Raw genomic sequence first — 26,990 nt, 5'->3', positions numbered from 1 at the left:
ATCGCTTGCTGGAGACCTTGATGCAGCACGATGCCGCCATGCAGTCCGAATTCATTGCCCGACACATCGGGCCGTCCATTGATGACCAGCGCGCCATGCTGGCTGCGGTCGGGGTCGAGAGCCTCGATGCCCTGATCCATGAGGTGGCACCTGGAAACATCCTGTCCGGGCCGCCTTTCCTGGATCTGTCCGAACCGCGCTCGGAAGTGGCCGCCCTGGCCGAAATCCGCGCCATGGCCCGTCGCAACCAGGTGCTGCGCAGCTATATCGGCCAAGGCTATTACGGTACGCACGTGCCCCACGTGATCCTGCGCAACATTCTCGAGAATCCTGCCTGGTATACCGCCTATACGCCGTATCAGCCAGAGATTTCGCAGGGGCGCCTCGAAGCGCTGCTGATCTTTCAGACCATGGTCTGCGATCTCACGGGTCTCGATATCGCCAATGCGTCATTGCTCGACGAAGGCACTGCGGCGGCCGAGGCCATGACGCTGGCGCGCCGCGTGTCGCGCGCGAAAACCGAGGTCTTCTTCATCTCGCAGCACGTGCATCCGCAGACGATCGAAGTGATGCGCACGCGGGCTGCCGGGCTGGGCATCGTCCTGCAGGTGGGTGACGAGGCCGAAGGCCTGCCCGAATGCTTCGGGGTGCTGCTGCAATATCCGCACAGCCTGGGCGGGCTGGCCGACTATCGAAGCCTGGCGCAGCAGGCCCACGAGGCGGGTGCCATTGTGGCCGTAGCCACCGACCTGCTGGCCCTGGCGCTGCTCAGCCCGCCGGGCGAGTGGGGGGCCGACATTGCCGTGGGGTCGGCCCAGCGTTTCGGGGTCCCCATGGGCTACGGTGGGCCGCACGCCGGCTTCATGGCCTGCAAGGATGCCTGGAAGCGCAATCTGCCAGGGCGCCTGGTCGGCGTCTCCCAGGATGCCCGCGGCGAGCCCGCCCTGCGCCTGGCATTGCAGACGCGTGAGCAGCACATCCGCCGCGAGAAGGCCACTTCGAACATCTGTACGGCACAGGTTCTGCTGGCCGTGATGGCGGCCATGTACGCCGTCTGGCACGGGCCCCAGGGCATCACCCGCATTGCGCAGCGCGTGGCAACGCATACGGCGCGTCTGGCTGGCGCCCTGCGGGCGATGGGGCTCGAGCCGTGCAACGACAGCTATTTCGACACCCTGTGCGTGCGCACTGGGCAGGCCACCCGGGCGGTGTTGGCGGCGGCCGTGGATGCCGGCATCAACCTGCGCCGGGTGGATGAATCCTGCGTGGCCCTGTCGCTGGATGAGACCGTGCGCCCCGATGACCTCGAGATCCTGCTCGGCCTGTTCGCTAAAGCGACCGGCAGGGCAGCGCATGCCCCTGATTTCGCTGCGCAGGGCAATGGCGTGCCAGAGGCCCTGCGTCGGCAGGGCCCCATATTGGCGCATCCAGCCTTTTCGCGCGTGCGCTCCGAGACCGACATGCTGCGCTATCTGCGCCAGTTGTCCGACAAGGACCTGGCTCTGGACCGCACCATGATTCCGCTGGGGTCCTGCACCATGAAGCTCAATGCCACGGCCGAGATGATGCCCGTCACCTGGCCCGAATTCGGCGACATGCATCCCTTTGTGCCTGCTGAACAGGCGCAAGGCTACCATGACCTCATCAGCCGGCTGTCCGATGCGCTGTGTGAAATCACGGGCTATGACCGCATCAGCCTGCAGCCCAATTCGGGTGCCCAGGGCGAGTATGCCGGGCTCCTGGCCATACGCGGCTATCATCGGGCCAACGGTCAGCATCAGCGCAACGTGTGTCTGATTCCGGCCTCGGCGCATGGCACGAACCCGGCCTCCGCGCATTTGGCGGGCATGGATGTGGTCGTGGTGGCCTCCGATGCCCAGGGCAACATCGATATGGGCGATCTGCGCACCCGCATCGACCAGGTGGGTGATCGTCTCGCGGCATTGATGATCACCTACCCCTCCACGCATGGCGTATTCGAGACCACGGTCCGCGAGATCTGCGCCATGGTGCATGATGCAGGTGGGCAGGTCTATCTGGATGGTGCCAACATGAACGCCATGGTGGGTGTGGCCCGCCCCGGGCATTTTGGTTCGGATGTCTCGCACCTGAACCTGCACAAGACCTTCTGCATCCCCCATGGCGGCGGTGGCCCGGGGGTGGGCCCGGTAGCCGTGCGGGCCCATCTGGCTCCGTTCCTGCCGGGTCTGGTGGGTGAAGATGGCCGGCTGCCGGCCGGCCAGAGCGGGCCGGTGTCCGCCGCGCCCTACGGGTCGGCCAGCATTCTGCCCATCTCATTGATGTATATCCTGATGATGGGGGCCAGCGGGCTGCGCCAGGCAACCCAGGTGGCCATACTCAATGCCAATTACCTGGCAGCGCGTCTGGCGCCCCATTACCCGTTGCTCTACGCGGGGCCCAATGGCCGGGTGGCCCACGAGTGCATTCTCGATATCCGCCCCATCAAGGACAGCAGCGGGATCGGTGCCGAAGACATCGCCAAGCGACTCATGGATTATGGTTTTCATGCGCCCACCATGAGTTTCCCGGTGGCTGGCACGCTGATGGTCGAGCCGACCGAGTCCGAAGGCCTGGCCGAACTGGACCGCTTCGTGGACGCGATGATTGCCATCCGGGCAGAAATTGCAGCCGTCGAGCGCGGTGAGCAGCCGCTGGATGACAATGTGCTGGTCAATGCGCCGCATCCGGCCATCACCTTGCTGGCCGAAGACTGGCCGCATCCCTATACGCGCGCGCAGGCCGCGTATCCGCTGCCGGGGCTGGTACAGAACAAGTATTGGCCGCCCGTGGCGCGGGTCGACAACGCCTGGGGCGACCGGAACCTCACCTGTGCCTGCCCGCCCGTAGCGTCTTACGCCTGAAGGCAGCGCCGGGCCATGCCCTGTGGCATGGCCCGGCCCGTCGCCAGGTTTTCCGTCATCTCGATACGGAGTCCATCATGCCCTACGTCAATATCCGGGTCACGCGCGATGGCGTGACCGCCGAACAGAAAGCCCGCCTGATCGAAGGCACGACCCAGTTGCTGGTGGATGTGCTGGGCAAGAACCCGCAGACGACGTTCGTGGTCATCGACGAGGTCGATACCGACAACTGGGGGATTGGCGGGCAGACCGTCACGGCGCTGCGGGCCGCGGTGCGCTGATCACGGCCCGGTTTCGCAGGCCGGGGCCGGGATGCGGGCGTTGCCGCGCCCCGGCCCCGGCCTGCGAAGCCTGCAAGGCGGGCCTCATGTACTGCATGTTCCAGGCCCTACTGTATGTTCCGGGCCCGAAAGCGGGCCCGAGCGCCTTGACTGGCGTTGCTGGCACTGCGCTCAGGCGATGTCATCCAGCACATCAGCCACGGTGCCGAACAGCTCGTCGATCTGGGCCTCTTCGATGATCAGCGGGGGCGAGAACGCCAGGGTGTCGCCGGTATAGCGGACCAGTACCCCGCGGTCGAAGCAGCGCTCGAACACCTCGGTGGCCCGTGCCCCGGGGGCGTCGGTACGGGGCGCCAGCTCGATGCCGGCCACCAGGCCCAGATTGCGCACGTCGATCACGTGAGGCTTGCCGCGCAGGCTGTGGGCGGCCTCTTCGAAACGGGGCGCCAGTGCGGCAGCACGGGCAAACAGGCCATCCTTCTCGTAGACGTCCAGTGCCGCCACCATGGCCGCCGTGGCCATGGGATGGGCCGAATAAGTGTAGCCGTGGAAGAACTCGATCCCCGTGTCGCTGGCCCCCATGATGGCATCGTGGATGCCCCGCTGCACCGCCACGGCACCCGCCGGAATGGCGGCATTGCTGATGCCCTTGGCCATGGTGATCAGATCGGGCGTGACGCCCAGCAGGCCACTGGCCGTGGCGGCGCCCAGGCGCCCGAATGCGGTGATCACCTCGTCGAAAATCAGCACAATGCCGTGCCGGGCCGTGATTTCACGCAGCCGCTCGAGGTAGCCCACCGGCGGGACGAGCACGCCCGTGGAGCCCGCCAGGGGCTCGACGATGACTGCGGCGATGGTCGAGGCGTCATGCAGGGCAATGATGTTTTCCAGCGCATCGGCCAGATGGGCGCCCCATGCCGGCTGCCCACGGGACCAGGCGTTGTGCTCGGGCGCATGGGTGTGCGGGAGGTGATCCACGCCCGGCATCAGCACCCCCGAAAATGTCTTGCGGTTGGGTGAAATGCCGCCCACGGAGATGCCGCCAAACCCCACCCCGTGGTAACCGCGCTCGCGGCCGATGAAGCGGGTGCGTTGGCCTTCGCCACGCGCCCGGTGGTAGGCCAGGGCGATCTTCAGGGCGGTATCGACCGATTCGGAGCCCGAGTTGGTGAAGAAGATGCGGTCCAGGCCATCGGGCATCAGGGCGGCCACCCGGGTGGCGGCACGGAAGGAGTCTTCGTGGCCGATCTGGAAACTGGGTGCATAATCGAGGCGCCCCGCCTGGCGGGACAGGGCCTCGATGATCTCCGGCCGGGCATGGCCGGCATTGACGCACCACAGGCCGGCGGTGCCATCGAGCACGCGGTGGCCGTCGCGGGCCGTGTAATACATGCCCTGGGCACCCGCCAGAAGGCGCGGGTGCGACTTGAATTGCCGATTGGCCGTGAACGGCATCCACAGGTTGGACAGGTCGGGCAGGGCGTGGGGATCGCTGGGCATTGCAGTCTCATTGGAAAATGTATAAGGGTTGGGCAGTATTTTGCGTCAGTCTGTGTGGAATCTCAATCGGGTTCGGTGATTACGGGGTTCTGGGCCTAGCGGCGGGCTTTGCAAGCAGGGTCAGTACGCCCCCGCTGACAATCAGGACCGCACTGCTCGTGAAGGCTGGTGGCAGGCTTTCCTGGAACATGAGGGTGCTCAGACCGATACCCACGAATGGGGTTGCCATGAGGCATTGGCCCGCGATGGCTGCAGGAACCATATACAGGATCCGACTCCAGGCGACGATGGCGATAGCAGTCGGAACCACCCAGTTCCACAGCAGAATGGACACCAGCTGGATTGTCACATCGGCGTCGAGCGGGTATTCGAGGAGTAGGGCGCCAATACACAGCACCGCGCCGGACACGAGCAGCTGCCAGAGCGTCTGGCTGAGCAGTGACGCCGTCAGGAGGCGTCCGCGGTAGAGCACTGCGCCCAGACCCCACAATATGGCTGCTGCCATGACGAGCAGTGTGCCCAGTACTGCTCCGGGAGCACCCCAGTCGATGACAGACGGCTGAAGGAAGAGAATGATGCCGGCAAGGCTTACAAGGATGCCGATGTACTGAGTATGCCTGAGTCGGGTTTTCATGATCATGGCGTCCAGTAGCGCCGCCCAGAGAGGCATGGTGTAGATCGCGGTGACGGTTCGACCGGCCGGCAGGAACTGCAGCGCGACACTGGAGAACCCGACGACGCTGACGAACTGCATGATGCTGATGAGAGCCAATCGGATTCTTTCCGTTCTGGGAGGAAGAAGCTTGGGGGCTCGAGATGCCCATAGGAGAACCGCCACGAAGGTCGCACCACCGAGCAGGCGCAGTGCCGAGAAGGTGATCGGGCCGATGTCGTCGAGGGCCAGCTTGGTGAGTGGGTAGTTGACGCCCCAGGACACGATCACGATGCTGAAATACAGCACCAGCAGGGCTCGGTGCCTGAAGCTGATGGGGGCGGATTGGTGCGACATGTGGGCGTGCCGTAGGTGCGGATGTGAACTCGTCGGTGTGCAGGGACACGGCTGGCGAGGGCTCACATGGTTTCGTTGTTAGTGTGATCTCATGGCAATGAATCTAATACTAGGGAATTTCCTAATATTGAAAAAAAATCGCTGAAATTATAATTTCATTGAAAAATTTCCATGAATATTCATTTAAAGCCTATTTCAGCGATGTGTTCCATGGTTCCTCGGAGGATCTAGAAAATGGTCACCTACAAGTTTTGGGGCGCTCTGGCCCTGTCTGCAGCAACCCTGTGCGTGGGGCAGTCTGCGGTGGCTGCAACGGAATTGAATGCCAGTATCTGGTTTCCGGAAACGCAGCCACTGACCAAATATGGCTACATAGAGTGGGCCAAGAAGGTCGATGCTGCTTCAGGTGGTGATCTGAAAATAAAGGTCTTCACGGATACTACGTTGCTGCCGGTCATTGCTCATCTGAGTGGCCTGCGTGATGGGATAGCAGACATTACCTATCATGCAGGTACCTATACGCCAGCGGATCTGCCCGAGGACAATGTGTTGGCCATTCTGGCGATCGGGCTTGGTGATCCTGTGCTGACGACCTTCGCTGTGGCTGACTTCTACATGAACGATCCGGATATGCTGGCTCTCTGGGAACGGCAGAAGATCGTCTTTCTCGGCGCGTATGCCAGCGTGCCCTACAGTCTCATCTGCCGCAAGGACGTGGCTGATGTGGCTGATCTGAAAGGCATCAAGTTGCGCACGCCCGGACCTGTGTATGCAGAGTGGGCGAAATCCGTGGGTGCCGCGCCGGTCAACGTGCCGTCGAGCGAGATGTTCACGGGGCTGGACAAGGGCCAGATCGATTGTGCTGCAATGGGGCCTAACGAGTTGAAGACGCGCTCCTTGTGGGATGTGGCCAAATACGTCAACCTGGTCAATCTGGGGCCTTATTTCTCGGGTTGGGAATGGGCAATGAATGTCAATAGCTGGAAAGGTCTGACGCCTGAACAGCGGCGCATCTTGCTGGATACGATTGCCGAGTCGACAGTCGAAACTGAAGTGGCCTACGTTGCTTCCGGTGAAGAGGCCATTACCGAGTCGGCCGAACATGGGGTTACCGTGCATCAGCCAACGGCGGCCATGACTGAGTCGGCAACGAAATTCATGGCACGCGCACGCGAAATGGCCGTCGCCGAAGGAAAGGAGCGGTTCAATCTCAAGGATCCTGAAGCCTTGATCGAGCGCTTCGAGAATACCTTGAGGAAATGGGAAGGTCTGTTGAAGGACGTCGATCGGAAGGATGTGGAGGGTCTGAAGGCAGTGCTCAAGGACAATCTGTACAACAAGGTCGATGCAAACAGCTACGGGCTGTGATTGGTGGAATACGGGGTTTCAGTCATGCGCATAGGTGTGGAAGTCGGTGGGACGTTCACCGATCTCGTGGCAATAGACGACACGGGAAAAGTCAAGGTATTGAAGGTTCTGAGTACTCCTGTCAGACCCGATGAAGGGGCTCTCTCCGGTCTGGCAGCAAGTGGGGTTGATCTGGCGGCGGTCCGGGATCTGGCTCATGGTTCAACTGTAGCGACCAATGCGGTGCTGGAACGGAAAGGGTTTCTCACTGCATTTCTGACAACGGCTGGGTTCAGGGATATCCTGCTTCTGCAACGACATGGCAGAAGCAGGATCTATGACCTTGAATATGTGAAGCCGGACCCTGTCGTGTTGCGTTCTGATACCTATGAGGTCGCCGAACGCGTTCTGGCCGATGGCTCCGTGCTCAAGCCCCTCGATTGCGAGAAGATTCGAGCGCACCTCATTCCTGAGCTGAAGAGCAAGGACTACCAGGCGGTGGCCATCTGCCTCCTGAATGCGTACATCAATCCGGCGCATGAGCAAATGTTGCGAGAAATGATTGCGCAAGAATTGCCGGCGGTGCATGTCACGATTTCATCGGATATCACACGGGAATTTCGCGAATTTGAACGCGCTTCGACTACCTCGTTGTCGGCCTATGTTCAACCAGTCATGGATGACTATATCTCACGTTTCGTGACAAAGCTGGCTGATATGGGTTTCAAGGGGCAGTTCAGCGTAATGCAGTCCAACGGTGGCAAGCTGCCGGCGGAAGCTATGCGCGCGAATGCCGTCACGGCCCTGCTTTCAGGGCCAGCCGCAGGCGTCATGGGCGCTGCTCGACAGGCCGCACGGTCTGGGTTTGTAGATCTGGTAACCTTGGACATGGGTGGGACGTCCTCTGATGTCTGCATGGTCACTGAGGGCAAACCACGCCTGACGACTGAGTTCACGATTGATCGCCTGCCAGTGCGCATTCCCATACTGGACATCAATACCGTAGGCGCTGGGGGCGGCAGTATCATCTGGGTCGATGATGGCGGCATGCTGAGAGTAGGTCCCCGGTCTGCAGGTGCGGATCCCGGACCAGCCTGTTATGGGCGGGGCGGTACGGTTCCGACGATCACTGATGCTCATATCGTCAGAGGTACGATCCTGCCCGACTCGTTTCTTGGCGGACGCATGGAGATTTATCCAGAACGTTCTCGCGAGGTGCTCAGGCCGATTGCCGATCGTTTCGGAATGACGTTGGAAGAAGCAGCTGACAGTGCCATCCAGATTTCGAACGCGAACATTGTGCGCTCGATTCAGGTGATTTCCACGGAAAGGGGCCTTGATCCGCGCGATAGCGTCCTGGTGCCATTTGGTGGCGCAGGCCCTCTCCATGCAGCCCAGGTGGCCAAGGATCTGGGTATCACAACTATACTGGTGCCGCCCAATTCAGGCGTCATTTCGGCCTACGGGCTTCTCGCCAGTGATTTCGTGCAGTTTGACAGTCTCACCCGCCGGGGCCTCCTTGATGACGATGCTGTTGGCATCATTCAGCAGACTTACGCCGAGATGATGATCCGTGCGCACGGCAAGGCCATTGATATGGGCCTTGAAGGCGATCTGACGCCCAATCTGGTGGTCGATATGCGTTTTGTCGGGCAGGCCTTCGAAGTGCCAGTGGAGATTCCAGTCGATCAGATCGACACCTTGGACAGCGGCGTGCTGCGACGCTTGTTCGGAGTCATGCACCAGAAACAGTTCTTCTTTGGCGCAGATGATGACAAGCCTGTAGAGTTCGTGTCCTTTAGGCTCAGTTTGACCGCACAACCGGATTCGATACCTCTCCTGCAGGAACCTGCCGGTGCAGATCCTGACCGAAAGAGAATTTCTGTGTTTGACGATTCGCAGTGGCACGAGGCGACGTTGCTCAGCAGGGGTAGCATCGGGCCCGATGAGGTGCTGTCTGGTCCCTTGTTGATGGAAGATTCCACATCCACGTTGTTTGTGCCCGCAGGCTGGACCGTACGTCGTGATGCGAACGACAACATGATCCTGACGGCCAATGGAGAGAAGAATGTCTGAAAAATCAGCAGCCAGTGGATCGCAATCTATAGAGCTCAACCCCGTAGACTACGCTGTGATCTCGCAGGGTTTGATCGCTGGGGCACGTGAGATGGGGGTGAAGCTCATCCGTTCTGCCTATTCCACGATCATCCGTGAGGCATCGGATGCATCGGCAGCTCTATTCGACCGCGAAGGCAATGTAGTGGCCCAGGCCGAACTGATCCCCATCCAGCTTGGGCCCATGTCCGAGATTTTCAAATCATGCGCGGCAGTCGTGCCAATCAAGGACCTCAAGGATGGTGACTTCTATATCACCAACGATCCGTATTCAGGAGGGCAGCACCTGCAGGACGTTTTTATTTATTCGCCGATCTTCTATGAAGGTGAACTGATTGCGTTCGCGGGCACGGTGGCGCATCACCTGGATCTGGGGGGCGGCAATCCGGGCCTGACTACCGAGGCCGTGGACGTGCATGCAGAGGGGTTCATCTTCCCGCCATCCCGGTACAGCCGTGCTCATGATTGGGACGGGCGCGGGAACCTGAAGCGGCTTCTCGCTGCGAACATCCGGGTGCCGGGGCAGACAATCGGTGACTTTGATGCGCAATTCGCTGCCAATGCAGTTGGTGCAGAGCGGATCAGGCAGTTGTGCCAGAAATATGGTGTACAGAAGCTGCAGAGCGCCATGAATGGGTTGATTTCGTACTCCGAGACGCGTTTCAGAGCGGCTTTGGCCGAGTTGAAGAACGGCGTCTATCATGGTGAAGATGCCGTGGATGATGATGGCATTACAGATGAGCCCCTGGTTGTCAAGGCGACAGTCACGGTTCATGATGACGGGATCGACATTGATTTCACCGGCACTTGCGCGCAGGTTACCAGAAATCTGAACTCGCCTTTCTCGGCGTCTCTCTCTGCGACCTTGACGGCGATCAAGGCAGCCCTGACGAGCCCTGATATCCCGTTCAATGAAGGCTTGAAGCGACCTATCCGGGTTACGGCGCCGGAAGGTACCTTGGTGAATCCAAAATATCCGGCACCGGTACGGGCCCGAATGGAAGCCAGTTATCGCTGCTTCAATGCTGTCATGAAGGCACTCGCCCAGGCGGCGCCCCTGAAGGTGATTTCTGGTGGCAATGACTCGACTCTCGTGACATCCCTTTCAGATCAGTCCGATGGTAGATACAAGGTTTATCTGGAGGTATATGGTGGTGGATTCGGTGCCTCGGCGCGCAAGGATGGTTGCGATGCGGTGGATTCGCCCCTCTCCAATTGCACCAATACACCGATCGAGGCCACCGATATGGACTTTGATCATTTCCGGATCGTCGGCTATGGCCTCATTCAGGACTCAGGAGGGGCAGGACGGCACCGCGGTGGGTTGGGTTTCTACCGCAGCTTCGAGATCCTGAAGGACAACATCAATTTCGCGATGTATGCCGATCGCTTCCGTCTGGCACCATATGGTTTGTTTGGTGGTGAGGACGGGCGTTCTGGGTCTGGCGAATTATTGCGTGATGGCCAGGTCATCCCGCTCAAGAGCAAGGAAGGACGCATTCTGCAAAAGGGCGATATCGTTACGATCTACACCGCGGGGGGAGGTGGTTACGGTCCGGTGGCCGAACGAGACCCAGAAGCTGTGAAGGCTGATGTCGTGGAAGGTTACATCAGCGAAGAAGCTGCTCGCACGGGCTATAACCTCCAATGACACCATCCTCTGTACTCGGAAAGTTGATCCACCACTTGTCGTTCGTACTGATGCTCGTGGCGGGCATCAGCTTGTTGCTGATGATGATTCAGACTTGCGCCGATGTCATCCTGGATAATCTGTTCGGTGCGCCTATCGAAGGGAATTTGGAAGTCATCTCTGCCTATCACATGGTCTTGGTGGTATTCCTTCCGCTGGCCTATGTTGAGCTGAGGCACGAGCACATCAACGCTGATCTTCTCGTGCGCCTCATGCCGCACAGGGCTCAGAGAACCATCTATGTACTCGGTTGCCTGGTGTCCTGTTTCTTCTTTGGCATTCTGACCTGGCAGACCATGCTCGATGCCGTTGATTCCTACCGCATCAACGAAGTCATCATGGGATCGGTCTACGTGACCATCTGGCCCGCCAAACTGTCGTTGCCGCTGGGTTTTGCCGCAATCTTTCTGGCCATTCTCTACAACATGTGGCGCGCAGTTTCGGAAGTGGATTTCGACCCCTCCCCAGAAACACCGGACGTTGATATCGTCTGACGACCTGGGCAAAGACTGAAGCAGGAATATGGGCAACGTGACAATTGGCTTCATTGGGCTTGCTGTTGGACTGGCACTGGTTGGCTTGCGCATTCCCATTGGTGTTGCCTTGGGGGCGGTCTCGTTCGTGGGGATCGCCAAGATATTGAATCTGAATGCTGCCTGGGGGATGGTTACCGCCGTACCATTCAATTTTGTTGGAGACTGGAACCTCACGGCGATTCCGATGTTCCTGTTGATGGGATACGTGGCTGGTTCATCGAAACTCTCTGCAGGTCTGTTTCGGGCAGCTCGGATTTTCCTGTCGTGGTTGCCGGGTGGGTTGGCTGTGGCCAGCGTCGGTGCATGCGGCTTATTGTCAGCCGCCTCTGGTTCCAGCGTGGCGGTATCGGCCGCGTTTGCTCGGATTGCCACCCCAGAGATGCTGCGCTACAAATATGACCCGGGTTTGGCCAGTGGCGTGATCGCATCTGCCGGTACCCTGGGCTCGCTGATTCCACCCAGTATTCTGATGATTCTTTATGGCTATGTGGCAGAAATCTCGGTAGCCAAGGTCTTCATGGCCGGGTTTCTTCCAGGAGTCCTGTCTGCCGTGATGTTTGCAGCCATGATCATCATTCGGGTGAGGCTCAAGCCAGCCCTCGCACCGCCTGTTCAGGAAGCCTATTCGCGCCACGAGAAGTTGGAATCCCTGAAGCAGGTCTGGCCTCTGCCGGTTCTGATCATTGCGGTATTGCTCGGAATTTTTGTTGGGGTCTTTACGCCTACTCAGGCGGGCGCAGTCGGTGCGATGCTCACCATTGTCCTGGCTCTACTGCGCCGGTCGATGTCCTGGAAGATCCTGCTCGATTCGGTGATCCTGACATTGTCGGGAACCGCCAGCATTTTCATGGTCGTCATCGGCACGGTACTGCTTGGCAAGTTCATGGCACTCAGCGGTGTGCCGACCTATATTACCCAGTGGTTCATGGCGTTTGGCGGTAGCCAGATTTCGGTGATCCTGGCCATTATGGTTCTCTATCTCATTCTGGGCTGTTTTCTCGACTCGATTGGCCTTTTGCTCCTGACCATGCCCATCATTCTTCCTCTGGCGCGCAATACCGGTATGGACCTCATCTGGTTCGGGATCATTCTGGTCAAACTGCTTGAGCTTGGCTTGGTTACTCCGCCGGTGGGGCTCAATGTCTATGTGACCAAGAGTGCTCTCGGAAACCTGGTGAGCCTGACCACAATCTTCAGGGGCGTGGGCTGGTTCGTAGTGACTGATCTGATCACCCTGGCGATTCTCGTGGCATTTCCATCCATTTCCTTGATCATACCCATGATGATGAAATAATGATCAATATGTTTGTTTCTGATGATTCATGAGGCAGTTTGTGAGTACTGACGCAACTGAATTGGACATTCCCGAGCAGGCTGCCCAACCGTCGCAGCAGATGATCGCAACCGGCATCGGTAAGGTTCTCCGACGCCGAAGAAAAGTCAAACGTATGTCATTGCGCGAAGTCGCGACTCGCGCAGAAATTTCGATCGGGCTCCTGAGCCAGATCGAGCGCGGGATTTCATCGCCTTCGCTGAAGTCCTTGCTCCTCATCAGCGAAGCCCTTGAGATGCCTGTGTCCTGGTTGTTCAGTGGGAACCACAATGGTACTGACGTGCTGCCGCATGAACCCTATGTGGTGCGTGCTGCACAGCGACGACGCATGGATCTCGGAATCGGTGGCATGACCAAGGAAATCCTCTCACCTGACGAAATTCACCAGATCCAGTTCATGCGTTTTGTCATTCATCCTGGCGGGAAGTCGGGCGACAGCCCTGCACGGCACCCCACTGGAGCCAAATGCGGGCTTGTCATGTCCGGCTGCCTCGGGCTTGAAATCGATGGCCAGGAGCATGTAGTGAACAGAGGGGATTCGTTCGCCTTCCGGGCGAGTTCCCAGTACCGATTCTGGGCAATAGGTGAGTCCGACTGCGAAGTCTACTGGGTAACGACGCCAGCACTCTATTGACCTCGTTCAAGCCATTTCAGGATATGTCCATGGGCGCGCAGACCACCTCATCTTATACGGAAAAACCATGGCCACCTTCCTTGTGGAGGGCGACCACGAAGGAGCGGGCTGATTTTCCTGCTTTGGATCAGTCTTGCGAAACTCGCGTGATCATCGTGGGAGGTGGTTATACGGGCCTGTCGACTGCCCTGCACCTTGCAGAGCTAGGGGTGGATGTTGTTGTGCTCGAATCTGAACAACCCGGCTGGGGTGCCTCGGGGCGTAATGGTGGTCAGGTGATCCCCGGCCTGAAATATGATCCTGCCGAATTGCGTCGACGATATGGTCAAATGGGGGAAATGCTTGCTGAACAAGCGGGCAACGCCGCGGATATAGTCTTTGATCTGATTGAGAAATATCGGATTCAGTGTGATCCGGTGCGCAAGGGGTGGATGCAGACTGCTCACTCCGACAGGGCTTTACAGATCATTCGCAAGCGTCATGACGACTGGTCGAGGCGAGGGGCAGCTGTGGCTTTGCTCGATTCTGCCGACGTTGCTCGGCGTATCGGCTATGGAACATTTGCCGGTGGCTGGATCGACTATCGCGCGGGAAGCGTGCAACCTCTGGGCTACGCGCTTGGGCTGGCCCGTGCGGCCCGGTCCGTGGGTGCTCGGATTTTCAGCAATGCTCACGTCGTTTGCTTGCAGCGACATGGCCACGTGTGGCATGCCACGACACAAACTGGGCATGTGATTCAGGGTGCCAGGGTACTGATTGCCACTAATGCCTATTCCGATGATCTGTGGCCTGGCTTACGCAAAACGATACTGAATGCACAGAGCTTTGTGGTGGCAACACCACCCTTGCAGGGGGAAGCCACTCGGATTCTTGCTGGTGGAGAGGTCACCTCCGACTCCCGCCGGTTATTGATCTATTTAAAACGGGATGCTGATGGCCGGCTCGTACTTGGGGGGCGGGGTCACACGCATACGCCTGCCAGTACCTCTGAGTGGCGACACGTGGAACGTGCACTGGAACTCATGTTCCCGATTCTGAAAGGCATACGATACGAATATCGATGGCATGGCAGAATCGCAATTACGCCGGACTTTCTGCCACATGTCCACATCCCGGAGCCAGGATTGGCAATTGCCATAGGTTACAACGGCCGAGGTGTCGCAATGGCTACCCTCATGGGGAGACTCATGGCGACTTGGCTGGCTGCTGCCGATGAGGCTCGGATCGACTTTCCGGTCAGTTCCATGCGCACGATTCCGCTGCACGAATTGCAGCGTTTCTATATGGCTGCTGGTGTGACATGGTACAAACTGCTGGACAAATTGTCCGGGTAGTGTCAACCGCGGTGGTAGATTACAAAATCGTAGTGAACCCCGCTTTCGGGTCGTTGGGATTGGCGCCCGGTCTCCTTCCAGATGCCGTCGGGCAGCCGGGGAAACCAGGTGTCTGCCGGGTAGCTGGCGTGGATTTCGGTGGCGATGATTTCATCGGCAATCGGCAAGGCCAGTTCGAAGACACCCTGGCCGCCTATGATGGCCACTTGCGTGTCGTTCGCGCACTGTGCCAGTGCCTCATCCAGTGAGGCACAACATTGGGCGCCTGGCGCGCAGAAATCGGGATCCCGGCTCAGCACGAGGTTGCGCCGCCCCGGCAGCGGACGGCCCAGGCTCAGCCATGTCTTGCGGCCCATGATGATGGGGTGTCCGAGAGTGACGCGCTTGAAATGGGCCAGGTCGCCGGGCAGGTGCCAGGGCATGCCGCCCTTGAAGCCGATGGCACGATTCTGATCGTAGGCCACAACGAGGCGGATATGGGGATGTTGGCGCACATTCATGAAGGGTCCAGATTGTCGCGGGCCTGTTCCGGGCCGTTCTTCGGCGCGCCGTGGGCGCTGTGGCGGGGATTCGTGCGCCAGCGGCATTGCAGCCAGCGGGCGGATGCCCTGATCCGTGCATTGTGCCAGCAATGCAGCCAGCGAGCCCTGCGGCAGCATCAGATCCGGTGCCAGGTCCTGCAGCGGCTGCAGCACGAATGCGCGCTGGTGCATGCGTGGATGGGGCACGATCAGGTCAGGCGTGCAGATGCGGCGCCCGTCGTACCAGAGCAGATCCAGATCCAGGGTGCGTGGCGCGTTGCGCCACGGCCGCGTGCGGCCGTGCTGCTGCTCGATCCGTTGCAATTCGGCCAGCAGGGCGTGGGGTGCCAGTGTCGTCTCGATGTGCAGTACGGCATTGACATACTCGGGGCCCGAACTGTCCACGGGTGCCGTGACGTACAGGGGCGACAGGCGTGCGTGCCGCACCTGCGCATGCTGCCGCAAGGTGGCGGCTGCATCTGTCACGGCCTGGGCGGCAGCCCCCAGGTTGGCCCCCAGGCCGATGTAGGCACGTGCTGGCCGTGGCCTGTGCCTGGCGTGACCGGCGTTTGATGCAGCCATGTTTCAGTGCGGTGAACCATCCCGGGCGCCGGATGCATGCGCGGGCGAGGCGTCTTCTGCGGCTTGCGCCGCAGTGCCGGCCTTGCGCCGGCTGGGTCGCCGACGGCGGCGCGCACTGGTGCCGCTGCCGGCCTTGCGGCCGCCCGCATGCCCGGCTTGCCATGCTTCGATCATCTGGGTGCGCTGCTCATGGCTGCTGTTGGCCAAGTCCATCCACCACTGGGCCAATACGCTGTCGACCTCGCGTGCCTCGGCACGCAACTGCAGGAAATCGACGGCAGCACGGAATCTGGGCTGTTCGACCATGCGCCAGATGGTGCGCAGGGTGGCGCGCTCGAAGCGGGCCTGCATGAGCCAGATATCCCGCATGTCGGCCTGGTGGCGCCGCTGTATGGCCAGGGCCTGCAACTGCTCTTCCATGACGGCATCGGCGGCATTGATGAGCGCCTCGTTGCGTTGCACACCGTGGGCTACCTGTTCCTGCCAGCGCCTGTGTACGGGCCGCCACAGCAAGGCGGCGAACAGAAACCCCGGGCTGACTGCCTTGCCCGCGCGCACCCGTGCATCCGTGCGCGACAAGGCCATCTCGACAAAGGCGGCATCCCGGTCTTCGGCGAGCACCTGCTCGATGATCGGGATCAGGTTGCGGGTTAGGCCAGCCCGCTGCAACTCGCGCAGGCAGTCCATCGCATGCCCGCAACTGAGCAGTTTGAGGGTTTCGTCGAACAGGCGCGAGGCCGGTACGTGCGCTATGAGCGGCGCCAGACGGGTGATGGGCGCCTCGGTGGCGGGGTCGATGCGCGCGCCCAGCTTGGCCTTGAAGCGCATGGCCCGCAGCATGCGCACGGGATCTTCGCGATAGCGGGTTTCAGGGTCGCCAATGATGCGCACCACCCGGTTCTTGAGATCCGCCACGCCATGATGGAAGTCGATCACTTCTTCCTTGAGAGGATCGTAATACAGCGCATTGATGGTGAAATCGCGTCGTGCCGCGTCTTCTTCGTGGGTGCCGAATTCATTGTCGCGCAGGATCCGACCGTGTTCGTCCGTGGGCTGGCCCGTGGCTGAAGGCGCCCTGAATGTGGATGTTTCAATGATTTCCTGGCCGAAGACCACATGCACCAGCTGAAAGCGCCGCCCTATGATGCGTGCGCGCCGGAAGAGCGGCCGGATCTGCGCGGGCGTGGCATTGGTGGCGACGTCGAAATCCTTGGGCGCGAGCCCTATGATGAGATCCCGTACCGCGCCGCCCACTACGTAGGCGTCATAGCCCTGCTGTTGCAGGACTTCGCACACCTTGATGGCATGCCGCGAGACCAGGCGCCGGTCGATACCGTGCTGACTGTGTGACAGGCGCAGTGGCCCGGAGGGCTGACCGGCAAACAGGCGGGTCACGAGATGGCGTATGGTCTGCTGGAGCATGGCGCGTATTTTACCAGCCTGCACCATCAGTCCGCAGGGAAAGCCCGCTTCATTGGCTACGGGCGCCTGCTGCTGCGTTCCGGCTCACGATTTGTGGTCCTGCAGCTCGGAAAACAGGTCGAGTTCGCGCCAGCCGCGGGTCCGGGCGATTTCGCGCAGTGCGGGGCTGGGATTGGTGGCCACCGGGTGGCTGACGGCTTCCAGCAGGGGCAGGTCATTGATGGAATCACTGTAGAACCAGGTCTCGTCGAAATCGCTCAGCTGCCGATCGAGTTCGAGCAGCCACTGACGGACCCGGATGACCTTGCCTGCGCTGAAGCTGGGCGTACCATGGATGCGTCCGGTGTACCGGCCTTGCGCATCCTGTTGCGGAATGGTGCCGATCAGGTGCCGGATACCCAGGGCCTGCGCGATCGGGCTGGTGACAAACGTATTGGTGGCGGTGACGATGGCGCACAGGTCGCCGCGGGCCAGGTGTTCATCCACCAGCGCCCGCGCCTGCGGCAGCAGGCGCGGCTGCACCACCGTGTCCATGTATTCACGATGCCACGCGGCCAGTTCTTCGGCGCTGCCCAGGCGCAGCAGGCCCAGCATGAAATCGGCGGCCTCTTCGGCGCTCAGCGCGCCTTCGTTGTAGCGCCGCATCAGGTCGTCGTTGCGTGCCCGCGCGAGCGCTGGATCGCCAGCGCGTCCGGTACGGGCCAGAAATTCGGCCCATTGATAATCGCTGTCGAAGGGCAGCAGCGTGTGATCGAGATCGAAGAGCGCGAGATGATGGGTCATGGGTCTGATGCGGAATGCGCCAGCAACTCTTTGAGCAGTGGCAGGGTGATGGGTCTGTGGCGGGCCAGGGAATATCGGTCCAGGGCGTCCATGAGGGCCATCAGGCGCCCCATGTCCCTGTCATGGTGGGTCAGGATCCAGTGCAGCAGTTCGGGCGCAAGCGGTATGCCACGAGTGCGGGCCTGGTCCAGCAGTGCCTGGCCACGTTCATGGTCCGACAATTGCTCGAGGCGCATCACGTGCCCCCAGGCCAGCCGGGTGCGCAGGTCTTCGCGCAGGGCCAGCATGCGCGGCGCACAGTTGCCTGCACACAGTATGCTGAAGGCCGCGGGCGTGTCGATGGTGCTGCGCCAGCGGTTGATGAGGCCGAACAACGCACCCTGTGCGCTGGCTTCGAACTGCTGTACGTCATCGATGGCGATCAGCGGGGCAGGAATGGGCGTGTCCTCGTCAGCCAGGGATGGCAGCCGTTCACCGGCCTGCGTGGCTGGAACATACAGGCCGGCCGGCTGGCCGGATTGCGGGTCTGGCTGATGTGCCGCGGCCCGCAGCAGGTGGCTGCGCCCACTGCCGCGACCGCCCCACAGGTACAGGAGTGTCCCCGGCTGCAGTTCGCGCACGGCCTGCAGTATCGGGATGTTCGGCCCGGCAACAAACCCGGCCAGCGTAGGGTCGGGGGCCGGCAGGATGTCCAGGATCTGCTGTTGCAACATGAGGTCTGGCGCAGGCGGCGTGGATCCGCAGTCGGGTAAAATTGTGGGTGCTGTCGCCCATCGTGGGCGACATCGCTCGAATGCGGCATTCTGGCATATCCGGCCGTTTTCGTCAGATCGTATGCCGTTTTCCTGACCTCTGGTGCCTTTCATCATGACACAGCCCTCGAAACCTTCCTTCACCTACCGGGATGCGGGCGTCGATATCGACGCCGGTGACGCTCTGGTGGATCGCATCAAGCCCCTGGCCGCACGCACCATGCGCCCCGGCGTCATGGCCGGCATTGGTGGCTTCGGGGCCCTGTTTGCAGTGCCGCCCCATATGTGCGAGCCGGTGCTGGTGTCCGGCACGGATGGTGTAGGCACGAAACTGATGCTCGCGTTCGAGTGGCAGCGCCATGCAACCGTCGGCATCGACCTGGTCGCCATGAGCGTCAACGACATTCTCGTGCAGGGGGCCGAGCCACTGTATTTTCTTGACTATTTCGCCTGTGGCCGGTTGTCCCTCGACGTGGCCACCCAGGTGGTGGGGGGGGTTGCGCGCGGCTGCGAACTCGCAGGCTGCGCCCTCATCGGTGGCGAGACCGCCGAGATGCCCGGCATGTATCCGGATGGCGAGTACGATCTGGCGGGTTTTGCGGTCGGGGTGGTAGAGAAATCCGACCTGATCGATGGTCGCAGCATCGGGCCGGGTGATGTGGTCCTGGGCCTGGCCTCCAGCGGTGCCCACTCGAATGGGTATTCGCTGATCCGCAAGATTCTTCATCATGCAGGCGCACACCCGGGGCAGGATCTCGCAGGGCGCCCGCTGGCCGACGTCATCATGGCGCCTACGCGCATCTACGTACGGGCCGTTCTGGCCGCGCTGGCCGCCCATGGACGGGCCATCAAGGGCCTGGCGCACATCACTGGCGGGGGCCTGCTCGAGAACATCCCGCGCATCCTGCAGCCGGGGTTGCGCGCGCAGCTGCATGCCGATGCCTGGGCACGCCCCGCGCTGTTCCAGTGGCTGCAGGCTCAGGGGGGCGTGTCCGACCACGAGATGGCGCGTGTCTTCAACTGCGGCATCGGCATGGTGCTGGTGGTCGAGGCCGCATCAGCAGGCGCGGTGGCCGGCACTTTGCGCGCGCAGGGCGAAACGGTACACGTGCTGGGCGAAATCGTGGCGGCAGAACCAGGTACGGCACAGACCGTCATCCTTTGACCAGGCGCGGGGCAAACCACGCTCTTCAGCCTGTGGGGGGGTTCACACAGGGGTGGATGTCCAGACAGGTTCCGGCCCCGGGGCCTTGAGTGCCTGTGCCACCGCATCGACCACCTGGCGGGTTGCATCGGCGGCCAGGCCGTCGATCCGCTGCCGTTCGGACTGGGCGCGCAACCAGGTCAGCTGGCGCCTGGCCAGTTGGCGGGTGGCGGCGATCGCCTGCTCGCGGGCTTCGGGCAGGGGCATGCGGCCCTGCAGGTGCTCCCACAACTGCCGGTAGCCCACGCAGCGGATGGCGGGCAGCCCGGGGTGCAGATCGGGGCGGGCCATCAGTGATTCGACTTCTTCGAGCAGGCCTGCCTGCAGCATCGCATCGAAGCGCTGCGCAATACGCGCGTGCAGGGCATCACGTCGGCCCGGTTCGAGGCTGAGGGTGACGAACGACCTGCCCGGCAGCAACGGCCGGGCAGGCTGTGCCAGCCAGTGGCTCATGGGGCGGCCACTGGTATGGAAGATTTCCAGTGCGCGTTGCAGCCGCTGGCTGTCATGGGGAGCCAGGCGGGCTGCGGTGGCGGGATCCACGCGCGCCAGGTCCGCGTGCAGGGCAGGCCAGCCGTGGCGCCGTGCGCGTGCATCCAGTTCGGCCCGCAATTGTGGATCCGCCCCGGGCAGATCATGCAGGCCTTCACGCAGGGCTTTCCAGTAGAGCAGGGTGCCCCCGCACAGCAGAGGCCTATGGCCCCGGGCCTCGATTTCGGCGATCAAACGGGTGGCGTCTGTGGCGAATCGGGCTGCTGAGTAGTGCTGGGCCGGGTCCAGGATGTCGATCAGATGATGGCGCACCCGAGCCTGTTCAGCCCGATCCGGCTTGGCGGTGCCGATATCCATGCCGCGATACAGAGTGGCGGAGTCCATGACGATAATTTCGATGGGCCAGCGCTGCGCCAGGGCCAGCGCGGCAGCCGACTTGCCCGCGGCCGTGGGGCCCGTGAGGCAGAGGATGGGCGTGGCTGTGCGCTGGGTCATGCCTTACTGGCCCCGCATGAAGAGCTTGTCGAGATCACCCAGTGTCCAGTGAAACCAGGTGGGGCGGCCATGGTTGCACTGGTCAGCCCGTTCAGTGCGTTCCATCTGGCGCAGCAAGGCGTTCATTTCTTCCAGGGTGAGGCGCCTGTGGGCACGAACCGCACCGTGGCAGGCCATGGTGGCGAGCAGTTCATTGCGTTGTTCGGTCAGGCGGGCCGATTGACCGTAGCGTGCCAGATCGGCGAGCACTCCACGGGCCAGCGACTCGATATCGCCATCGGCCAGCAGGGCCGGTACGGCCCGCACAGCCAGGGATGCGGGCCCGGTGGCCGCCAGATGCAGGCCCAGATCCTCCAGGGTGCGGCGGTGTTCCTCAGCCAGTGCCACGGCGATTTCGTTCACGGCAATGACCACCGGAACGAGCAGTTCCTGTGCGGCCAGGGGCGCTTCATCGAGCTTGTGCTTCAAGGATTCATACACGATGCGTTCGTGCGCTGCATGCATGTCCACCACGATGAGGCCGTTGCGGTTCTGGGCGAGGATATAGATCCCATGCAGCTGCCCCAGCGCCATGCCCAGCGGCAGGTCGTCGGGCAGCCCGGTGGGCAGGCTGGAGGACGAGCTGGAAGATGGGCCTGTCGCGGGATCCTGACGCTCTTCGAGTGGCCGATAGAGGGCCTGCCAGCCCGCACCGGCCGGGGGCTCTTGCAGACCGATGGGTTGCTGGGCCGGCATGCGGCCCCAGGGGCCGGACGCCGTGCGGCTTGCGGATACTGCATGAGTCGAAGACGCAGGCACCCTGGAGACCGTTGCCGGGCGCCCCGGATCTGGGGCCCAGGCCTGGGCTCGGGACGGTGCCCCGGGATCCCCGGCTTCGCTGGCTGTTGCCGAGAAGGCGCCAGCCGGGTCGTCCATGGCCGGCCCCGACAGCGTGCCCAGGTCGTGCGCAGTGTGGCCGGCCTCTCCGGCTTCCCCGCCCGGGGTGGCCAGCGCGGTGCCCAGGCTCTGGGCCACGAAGCGATGCAGGGCGCCGCTTTCGCGAAAGCGCACTTCCTGTTTGGCCGGGTGCACGTTGACGTCGACCGCATTCGGATCCAGCGTGAGGAACAGCACCCAGGCGGGCTGCCGGTCGCCATGGAGCACGTCTGCGTACGCCTGGCGCACGGCGTGTGACACGGTTCGATCGCGCACGTGGCGGCCATTCACGTACAGATATTGGCGATCGGCGCGGTTGCGTGCAAACGTGGGGCGCGTGATGACGCCATCCAGCGCGACCAGGCCGTGTTCCGCCGTGATCGGTATCCCCTGCTGCATGAAATCCGCACCCAGTACATCGTGCAGGCGCCCTGGAAGATCCGTGGCGGGCCAGTGCCGCTGTGCCCGGTCATTGTGAAACACACGGATGGCCACTGCGGGGTGTGCCAGCGCCATGCGCTCGAGTACGTCCAGGCAGTGCGCGTATTCGGTGCCCTCGGCGCGCAGGAACTTGCGCCGCGCCGGGATCTGGTCGAACAGTTGCCGGACTTCGACGCGCGTGCCGATGGCGCCGGCAGCGGGCTCGGGCGCTGTCTGGCCGGGTGCCAACTGCCACGCATGGGGCGCCGTGGCCGTGCGTGAGGTGAGGGTCAACTGCGCCACCGAGGCGATCGAGGCGAGCGCTTCGCCACGAAACCCGAGGGTGGCGACCGATTCGAGCTCGTCCAGTGAGCTGATCTTGCTGGTCGCATGCTGCTGCAGGGCCAGGCTGAGCTGTTCGTGCGCAATGCCGCTGCCGTCATCGGTCACCATGATGCGCCGTATGCCGCCGCCGTCGAGCCGTACTTCGATGGCCTGCGCGCCGGCATCGAGCGCGTTGTCGAGCAGTTCACGCAGAACCGAGGCCGGCCGCTCGATGACTTCGCCAGCGGCGATCTGGTTGATCAGGGTATCGGGCAGGGGCGCAATGGGTCGTGACATGTCAGGCAAGGCATTCATTCCAGATAACGATTATAGTGAGCGGCGCAATTCATCCATCGACACAGGGCAGTTTGCTTCCATGGCCGAGTTCTTCCAGCTGATCTTGCACATCGACCAATCCCTGGGGGTCTGGGTGGTCGAGTACGGGGCCTGGATCTACCTGATCCTCGCGGGGATCATCTTTGGTGAAACGGGCCTGGTGGTCCTGCCCTTCCTGCCCGGCGACTCGCTGCTGTTCATTGCCGGGGCCTTCGGGGCTTCGGGGCTGCTCGATCCCGTGCTGCTGGGCGGTATCCTGATCGTGGCCGCCGTCCTGGGCAATACCGTGAATTATCATGTGGGCCACTATATCGGGCCCAAGGTGTTTGCGCGCGACTATCGCTTTCTCGATCGCAAGGCCTTGATCCGTACGCACACCTTTTATGAGCAGCACGGCGGCAAGACAATCGTGCTGTCACGTTTTCTGCCATTGTTCCGGACGTTTGCGCCGTTTGTGGCCGGTGTGGCCGGCATGCGCTGGTGGGTGTTCCAATTCTACAACGTCCTGGGGGCGGTGCTCTGGATTGCAGGTCTGATCACCCTGGGCTATTTCTTCGGCAACGTGCCCGTCATCAAGGATCACCTGAACACCATCGTGCTCGTGGGCGTGGCGGCGGCGGCAGTGCCGGCTGCGCTGGGGGTGCTCTGGAAGTTGCTGCGTACGCGTCACTTGTGACGCGCCAGCGGCATGGCCGGAGGGATTTTCAGGAGCGCGCCAGCGCGGCCGTGGAAGCGAAATAATCCTGCACGCCGCTGAGTACGGCGCTGGCGATGCGCTGTTGATGCGCCGGGCTGCGCAGCAGCTTTTCCTCGGCCGGGTTGCTGATGAAGGCCGTTTCGATCAGGATGGACGGAATGTCGGGCGCCTTGAGCACGGCAAACCCGGCGCGCTCGATGCGGTTCTTGTGCAGCGTGTTGATCTTGCCGATTTCATTGAGAACCTGGGTGCCGACGCGGATCGAATCATTGATCTGGGCCCCTGTGGACAGATCGAGCAGCACCTTGGCCACCTGGGCATTGTGCGCACCCAGATTCACGCCGCCGATCAGGTCGGCGTCATTTTCCTTTTGTGCCAGCCAGCGCGCCGAGGCACTGGTGGCCCCGTTCTGTGACAGGGCCCAGACCGAAGAGCCACGGGCCGTGGGTTTGATCCAGGCATCGGCATGGATCGAAATGAACAGGTCCGCCTTCACACGGCGAGCCTTCTGGACGCGCACATTGAGAGGCACGAAGTAATCCCGGTCGCGTGTCAGGTAGGCGCGCATATTGGGTTGTGCATCGATCAGTTTCTTGAGGCGCTGGGCGATCTGCAGGACGACGTCTTTTTCGCGGGTGCCGTGGCGGCCGATGGCGCCTGGATCTTCACCACCATGGCCTGGGTCCAGGGCGATGAGCAGCGGACGCGAGCGGGCGGCCACGCTGGGCGGCGCCAGGCGCGAGGGCGGGGGAGGGGGCTCGGCCCTGTGGCTCGCTGGCGGTGCGGGCAGGTCCTGGCCGTCAGCCAGCGGAATCGAGCCCTTGCCCGAACCCCGCTGCTGGGCAAGATCCTCGAGGATGCCGGCGAGCGGATCGTTCTCGGCGTCCTTGAGCAGGGCCATGAGCGGATCCTGGGCGACCTTTGGGTAGAGATCCAGCACCAGACGATACTGGTATTCACCGATGGGCTTGAGCGTGAACACCTGAGGCGCCACGTCCTGCTTGAGGTCGAACACCAGACGAACCACATCGGGGCGGTTCTGCCCCACGCGAACACTGGCGATATAGGGGTCGTTGGGCTTGATGCGCTTGACCAGATCGTTGATGGCGGCCTTGAGCTGCAGGCCATCGATATCCACCACCAGGCGATGCGGGTTGGTGAGCGTGAAGTGTTCGGCCTTGAGCTCGGTGTCCATTTCCAGGGTGACCCGGGTGTATTCGTCTGCTGGCCACGTACGCACAGCCACGATGGTGGCTGCATGCGCCATGCGTGGCAGCACGGGCAGCATCAGCAGGGTGCCCGCGCCGGCGATCAGCCTGCGCCGCAGCGGGGCGGCAGGCGGGATCATGCCTGTGGTGCGTTCAGATGCGTCAGCCATCCTTGTCCTTTGCTGCTGTGGGCACTGAGTGTGGCGTGGCGTCCGGGGTCTGCATATCGCAGGTGGATGTCCAGATCCGGGGGCGGTAGACGGGTGCCGGCCTGTTCGGGCCATTCGATCAGAATGATGGCCTGCTCGTCGAAGAGTTCGTCGAAGCCCGCGTCACGCCATTCGTGCGCATCGCTAAACCGATAAAAATCAAAGTGATGGAAGTATAAGTTAGAAACATTATAACTTTCAAGAAGGGCGTAGCTGGGGCTTTTGATGCGCCCTTGCACGCCCGCTGCACGCAGCAGCGCCCGTACCAGGGTGGTCTTGCCGGTGCCCAGATCACCGTGCAGGTGGATGCGACCGCCTGTCTGCGGGGCTTTCGGGTGTTGGCCGCACAGCAGCCCGGCCAGCTGGCGCGCCAGTTCTTCTGTGGCCGGTTCGTCGGGCAGGGGCCAGAGCAGGATGTTGTTCATTGGAGACATTGCGGCCGGTTTGGCCTGGGTGGATGCGTTGCATTTTATGCGATCTGGCGTTATAGGTCGTGTCTCTGGCCAGGTGCCGCGCCGCCGCGGGCAGGGGGCTGATCGGCGTGTTTCAGTCAGCCATGGCACAATTCTTGCGGTTGTACATCTGCAGTCCTGGTTCGCGCGGCTGTTGTCCGCAGCATGCACGCCACATTTTTCATCAGAGGATTTTTCATGAACCGTCAGGCTTTTATTTGTGATGCCATCCGAACGCCGTTCGGGCGCTACGGGGGCGCACTGTCCAGCGTGCGTACCGATGATCTGGCAGCGATCCCCGTGCGCGCACTCGTCGAGCGCAATCCGGGTGTCGACTGGGAGTGCGTGGATGACGTACTCATGGGGTGTGCCAATCAATCGGGTGAAGACAATCGCAATGTGGCGCGCATGGCCACTTTGCTTGCGGGGCTGCCCATCGCGGTGCCGGCCATGACCATCAACCGGCTGTGCGGCTCGGGGCTGGATGCCGTCGGCAGCGCGGCGCGCGCAATCCGCCTGGGCGAGACCGGGTTGGCCATCGCTGGCGGGGTCGAGAGCATGAGCCGGGCACCTTTCGTCATGCCCAAGGCTGAATCCGCCTATGCGCGCGCCAATGCCGTGTACGACACCACCATAGGCTGGCGTTTCGTCAACCCGTTGCTCAAGCAGCAATATGGGGTCGATTCAATGCCCGAAACGGCTGAAATCGTGGCCCGCGAATATGGCATCAGCCGCCACGACCAGGATCTCATGGCCCAGACCAGCCAGGAGCGGGCCCATGCGGCGCAGGCGGCCGGCCATCTGGCACGGGAAATCGTGGCGGTGCACGTACCGCGCAGAAAAGGCGATCCGCTGGTGGTGGATACGGACGAGCATCCACGATTGACCAGTCTGGAGGTCCTGGGGCGCCTGCGGGGTGTGGTGCACCCCGAGGGTACGGTGACCGCGGGCAACGCAAGCGGGGTCAATGACGGTGCATGTGCCCTGCTGCTGGCAGGCGAGGCCCAGGCCGCCCGCTTCGGCCTGCAGCCGCGTGCTCGCGTGGTCGGCATGGCGGTGGCGGGTGTGGCGCCACGGGTGATGGGCATCGGCCCTGTGCCTGCGTCCCGCAAAGTGCTGGCACAGACGGGTCTGTCACTCGAGCAGATGGATGTCATCGAACTGAATGAAGCCTTTGCGGCACAGGGGCTGGCGGTACTGCGCCAGCTGGGCATCGCCGACGACGATGCCCGGGTGAATGCCTGGGGTGGTGCCATTGCCCTGGGTCACCCACTGGGTGCCAGTGGCGCGCGTCTGGCCACCACGGCCATCAATCGCCTGCATCATGTCCAGGGGCGGTACGCGCTGGTGACCATGTGCATCGGGGTGGGCCAGGGGATTGCCGTGGTGCTCGAGCGCGTCTGACCGATTGGCTCAGGCCCGCTCATCGGGCTGGCTGGCCCGGTATGGCTGGCCAGCCAGCCTGACGGCTGCTCTCGGGCTGGTGCGTGACCGCAATGGCACGGGGCTTCACAGGG

The 26,990-nt window shown here is 62.1% G+C and carries 21 protein-coding genes and 2 pseudogenes; 12 read left to right on the top strand and 11 right to left on the bottom strand.

Features of this window, described 5'->3' with window-relative positions; all coding sequences use genetic code 11:
- The first annotated feature begins 20 nt into the window (after positions 1-20).
- Positions 21-2,882, top strand: a complete 2,862-nt coding sequence (gene gcvP / locus WCY17_RS01235; protein ID WP_372700351.1) for an aminomethyl-transferring glycine dehydrogenase — start codon at positions 21-23, stop codon at positions 2,880-2,882.
- Between the two features lie 77 nt (positions 2,883-2,959).
- Positions 2,960-3,163 (top strand): 4-oxalocrotonate tautomerase family protein, encoded by a 204-nt coding sequence (locus WCY17_RS01230; RefSeq protein WP_372700350.1) that lies wholly within the window; start codon positions 2,960-2,962, stop codon positions 3,161-3,163.
- A 171-nt stretch (positions 3,164-3,334) separates the two neighbouring features.
- Here the strand turns inward: WCY17_RS01230 and WCY17_RS01225 are convergent, their stop codons facing one another.
- Both WCY17_RS01225 and WCY17_RS01220 read right to left on the bottom strand, forming a co-directional pair.
- Positions 3,335-4,663: an aspartate aminotransferase family protein gene (locus tag WCY17_RS01225; protein WP_372700349.1), complete on the bottom strand. Its 1,329-nt coding sequence runs from the start codon at positions 4,661-4,663 to the stop codon at positions 3,335-3,337.
- 79 nt (positions 4,664-4,742) lie between these two features.
- Positions 4,743-5,672: a DMT family transporter gene (locus WCY17_RS01220; protein WP_372700348.1), complete on the bottom strand. Its 930-nt coding sequence runs from the start codon at positions 5,670-5,672 to the stop codon at positions 4,743-4,745.
- A gap of 234 nt (positions 5,673-5,906) precedes the next feature.
- On the opposite strand from WCY17_RS01220, the gene WCY17_RS01215 reads away from it, so the two are divergent.
- Genes WCY17_RS01215 through WCY17_RS01185 form a run of 7 tightly spaced genes read left to right on the top strand, consistent with a single transcriptional unit; the run spans position 5,907 to position 14,661 of the window.
- On the top strand, positions 5,907-7,040 hold the full coding sequence (locus WCY17_RS01215; RefSeq protein WP_372700347.1) for a C4-dicarboxylate TRAP transporter substrate-binding protein: 1,134 nt from the start codon (positions 5,907-5,909) through the stop codon (positions 7,038-7,040).
- A gap of 24 nt (positions 7,041-7,064) precedes the next feature.
- Positions 7,065-9,095, top strand: coding sequence for a hydantoinase/oxoprolinase family protein (locus tag WCY17_RS01210; RefSeq protein ID WP_372700346.1), 2,031 nt, complete (start codon positions 7,065-7,067; stop codon positions 9,093-9,095).
- Positions 9,088-10,785, top strand: coding sequence for a hydantoinase B/oxoprolinase family protein (locus WCY17_RS01205; protein ID WP_372700345.1), 1,698 nt, complete (start codon positions 9,088-9,090; stop codon positions 10,783-10,785). The genes WCY17_RS01210 and WCY17_RS01205 overlap by 8 nt, the downstream gene beginning before the upstream one ends.
- A gap of 35 nt (positions 10,786-10,820) precedes the next feature.
- Positions 10,821-11,318, top strand: coding sequence for a TRAP transporter small permease (locus WCY17_RS01200; RefSeq protein ID WP_372700344.1), 498 nt, complete (start codon positions 10,821-10,823; stop codon positions 11,316-11,318).
- Positions 11,319-11,346: 28 nt separating this feature from the next.
- Entirely contained in the window at positions 11,347-12,654 is a 1,308-nt protein-coding gene (locus WCY17_RS01195) for a TRAP transporter large permease (protein ID WP_372700343.1), read from the top strand.
- Positions 12,655-12,682: 28 nt separating this feature from the next.
- Complete coding sequence (locus WCY17_RS01190) at positions 12,683-13,327, top strand: helix-turn-helix domain-containing protein (RefSeq protein WP_372700342.1); 645 nt, start codon at positions 12,683-12,685, stop codon at positions 13,325-13,327.
- A gap of 29 nt (positions 13,328-13,356) precedes the next feature.
- Positions 13,357-14,661, top strand: a complete 1,305-nt coding sequence (locus tag WCY17_RS01185) for an FAD-binding oxidoreductase (protein ID WP_372700341.1) — start codon at positions 13,357-13,359, stop codon at positions 14,659-14,661.
- A 2-nt stretch (positions 14,662-14,663) separates the two neighbouring features.
- On the opposite strand, the pseudogene WCY17_RS01180 reads toward WCY17_RS01185, so the two are convergent.
- From WCY17_RS01180 to hda, 5 genes and pseudogenes are all read right to left on the bottom strand, one after another.
- Positions 14,664-15,125, bottom strand: a pseudogene (locus tag WCY17_RS01180) (dihydrofolate reductase); the annotation flags it as partial.
- Between the two features lie 129 nt (positions 15,126-15,254).
- A pseudogene (gene folK / locus WCY17_RS01175) lies at positions 15,255-15,764 on the bottom strand (2-amino-4-hydroxy-6-hydroxymethyldihydropteridine diphosphokinase); the annotation flags it as partial.
- Between the two features lie 3 nt (positions 15,765-15,767).
- Entirely contained in the window at positions 15,768-17,186 is a 1,419-nt protein-coding gene (gene pcnB, locus WCY17_RS01170; protein WP_372700340.1) for a polynucleotide adenylyltransferase PcnB, read from the bottom strand.
- Positions 17,187-17,270: 84 nt separating this feature from the next.
- Positions 17,271-17,969, bottom strand: a complete 699-nt coding sequence (locus tag WCY17_RS01165; protein WP_372700339.1) for an HAD family hydrolase — start codon at positions 17,967-17,969, stop codon at positions 17,271-17,273.
- Positions 17,966-18,682 (bottom strand): DnaA regulatory inactivator Hda, encoded by a 717-nt coding sequence (gene hda, locus WCY17_RS01160; protein ID WP_372700338.1) that lies wholly within the window; start codon positions 18,680-18,682, stop codon positions 17,966-17,968. Before hda ends, WCY17_RS01165 begins: the two co-directional genes overlap by 4 nt.
- A 154-nt stretch (positions 18,683-18,836) precedes the next feature.
- Here hda and purM point away from each other — a divergent pair, with 154 nt between their 5' ends.
- On the top strand, positions 18,837-19,886 hold the full coding sequence (gene purM / locus WCY17_RS01155; protein ID WP_372700337.1) for a phosphoribosylformylglycinamidine cyclo-ligase: 1,050 nt from the start codon (positions 18,837-18,839) through the stop codon (positions 19,884-19,886).
- 42 nt (positions 19,887-19,928) lie between these two features.
- Here the strand turns inward: purM and miaA are convergent, their stop codons facing one another.
- Both miaA and mutL read right to left on the bottom strand, forming a co-directional pair.
- Positions 19,929-20,912 (bottom strand): tRNA (adenosine(37)-N6)-dimethylallyltransferase MiaA, encoded by a 984-nt coding sequence (gene miaA / locus WCY17_RS01150; RefSeq protein WP_372700336.1) that lies wholly within the window; start codon positions 20,910-20,912, stop codon positions 19,929-19,931.
- 3 nt (positions 20,913-20,915) lie between these two features.
- The gene (gene mutL, locus WCY17_RS01145) at positions 20,916-22,868 is read right to left on the bottom strand and encodes a DNA mismatch repair endonuclease MutL (protein WP_372700335.1); all 1,953 of its coding nucleotides are present in this window, start codon (positions 22,866-22,868) and stop codon (positions 20,916-20,918) included.
- A gap of 79 nt (positions 22,869-22,947) precedes the next feature.
- Between mutL and WCY17_RS01140 the strand changes: the two genes are divergently transcribed.
- Positions 22,948-23,583, top strand: a complete 636-nt coding sequence (locus WCY17_RS01140) for a VTT domain-containing protein (protein ID WP_372700334.1) — start codon at positions 22,948-22,950, stop codon at positions 23,581-23,583.
- Between the two features lie 28 nt (positions 23,584-23,611).
- Here WCY17_RS01140 and WCY17_RS01135 read toward each other — a convergent pair whose 3' ends face one another.
- Both WCY17_RS01135 and tsaE read right to left on the bottom strand, forming a co-directional pair.
- A complete protein-coding gene (locus WCY17_RS01135; protein ID WP_372700333.1) occupies positions 23,612-24,982 on the bottom strand; it encodes an N-acetylmuramoyl-L-alanine amidase in 1,371 nt (456 codons plus the stop codon).
- Positions 24,949-25,455, bottom strand: coding sequence for a tRNA (adenosine(37)-N6)-threonylcarbamoyltransferase complex ATPase subunit type 1 TsaE (gene tsaE / locus WCY17_RS01130; RefSeq protein WP_372700332.1), 507 nt, complete (start codon positions 25,453-25,455; stop codon positions 24,949-24,951). Before tsaE ends, WCY17_RS01135 begins: the two co-directional genes overlap by 34 nt.
- Positions 25,456-25,671: 216 nt before the next feature.
- Between tsaE and pcaF the strand changes: the two genes are divergently transcribed.
- The gene (gene pcaF, locus WCY17_RS01125; RefSeq protein WP_372700331.1) at positions 25,672-26,877 is read left to right on the top strand and encodes a 3-oxoadipyl-CoA thiolase; all 1,206 of its coding nucleotides are present in this window, start codon (positions 25,672-25,674) and stop codon (positions 26,875-26,877) included.
- The last annotated feature ends 113 nt before the right edge of the window (positions 26,878-26,990 follow it).

It is taken from the genome of Castellaniella sp., assembly GCF_041677825.1.
In the GTDB taxonomy this organism is placed as follows: Bacteria; Pseudomonadota; Gammaproteobacteria; order Burkholderiales; family Burkholderiaceae_B; genus Castellaniella.
This window is presented reverse-complemented; position numbering and strand designations above follow the sequence as displayed.

What these genes read in the sequence shown, in the direction of transcription:
- gcvP (WP_372700351.1), top strand. Translation starts at nt 21, where the DNA reads ATGCAGCACGATGCCGCCATGCAGTCCGAATTCATTGCCCGACACATC.
- WCY17_RS01230 (WP_372700350.1), top strand. Translation starts at nt 2,960, where the DNA reads ATGCCCTACGTCAATATCCGGGTCACGCGCGATGGCGTGACCGCCGAA.
- WCY17_RS01225 (WP_372700349.1), bottom strand. Translation starts at nt 4,663, where the DNA reads ATGCCCAGCGATCCCCACGCCCTGCCCGACCTGTCCAACCTGTGGATG.
- WCY17_RS01220 (WP_372700348.1), bottom strand. Translation starts at nt 5,672, where the DNA reads ATGTCGCACCAATCCGCCCCCATCAGCTTCAGGCACCGAGCCCTGCTG.
- WCY17_RS01215 (WP_372700347.1), top strand. Translation starts at nt 5,907, where the DNA reads ATGGTCACCTACAAGTTTTGGGGCGCTCTGGCCCTGTCTGCAGCAACC.
- WCY17_RS01210 (WP_372700346.1), top strand. Translation starts at nt 7,065, where the DNA reads ATGCGCATAGGTGTGGAAGTCGGTGGGACGTTCACCGATCTCGTGGCA.
- WCY17_RS01205 (WP_372700345.1), top strand. Translation starts at nt 9,088, where the DNA reads ATGTCTGAAAAATCAGCAGCCAGTGGATCGCAATCTATAGAGCTCAAC.
- WCY17_RS01195 (WP_372700343.1), top strand. Translation starts at nt 11,347, where the DNA reads ATGGGCAACGTGACAATTGGCTTCATTGGGCTTGCTGTTGGACTGGCA.
- WCY17_RS01190 (WP_372700342.1), top strand. Translation starts at nt 12,683, where the DNA reads ATGAGGCAGTTTGTGAGTACTGACGCAACTGAATTGGACATTCCCGAG.
- WCY17_RS01185 (WP_372700341.1), top strand. Translation starts at nt 13,357, where the DNA reads ATGGGCGCGCAGACCACCTCATCTTATACGGAAAAACCATGGCCACCT.
- pcnB (WP_372700340.1), bottom strand. Translation starts at nt 17,186, where the DNA reads ATGCTCCAGCAGACCATACGCCATCTCGTGACCCGCCTGTTTGCCGGT.
- WCY17_RS01165 (WP_372700339.1), bottom strand. Translation starts at nt 17,969, where the DNA reads ATGACCCATCATCTCGCGCTCTTCGATCTCGATCACACGCTGCTGCCC.
- hda (WP_372700338.1), bottom strand. Translation starts at nt 18,682, where the DNA reads ATGTTGCAACAGCAGATCCTGGACATCCTGCCGGCCCCCGACCCTACG.
- purM (WP_372700337.1), top strand. Translation starts at nt 18,837, where the DNA reads ATGACACAGCCCTCGAAACCTTCCTTCACCTACCGGGATGCGGGCGTC.
- miaA (WP_372700336.1), bottom strand. Translation starts at nt 20,912, where the DNA reads ATGACCCAGCGCACAGCCACGCCCATCCTCTGCCTCACGGGCCCCACG.
- mutL (WP_372700335.1), bottom strand. Translation starts at nt 22,868, where the DNA reads ATGTCACGACCCATTGCGCCCCTGCCCGATACCCTGATCAACCAGATC.
- WCY17_RS01140 (WP_372700334.1), top strand. Translation starts at nt 22,948, where the DNA reads ATGGCCGAGTTCTTCCAGCTGATCTTGCACATCGACCAATCCCTGGGG.
- WCY17_RS01135 (WP_372700333.1), bottom strand. Translation starts at nt 24,982, where the DNA reads ATGGCTGACGCATCTGAACGCACCACAGGCATGATCCCGCCTGCCGCC.
- tsaE (WP_372700332.1), bottom strand. Translation starts at nt 25,455, where the DNA reads ATGTCTCCAATGAACAACATCCTGCTCTGGCCCCTGCCCGACGAACCG.
- pcaF (WP_372700331.1), top strand. Translation starts at nt 25,672, where the DNA reads ATGAACCGTCAGGCTTTTATTTGTGATGCCATCCGAACGCCGTTCGGG.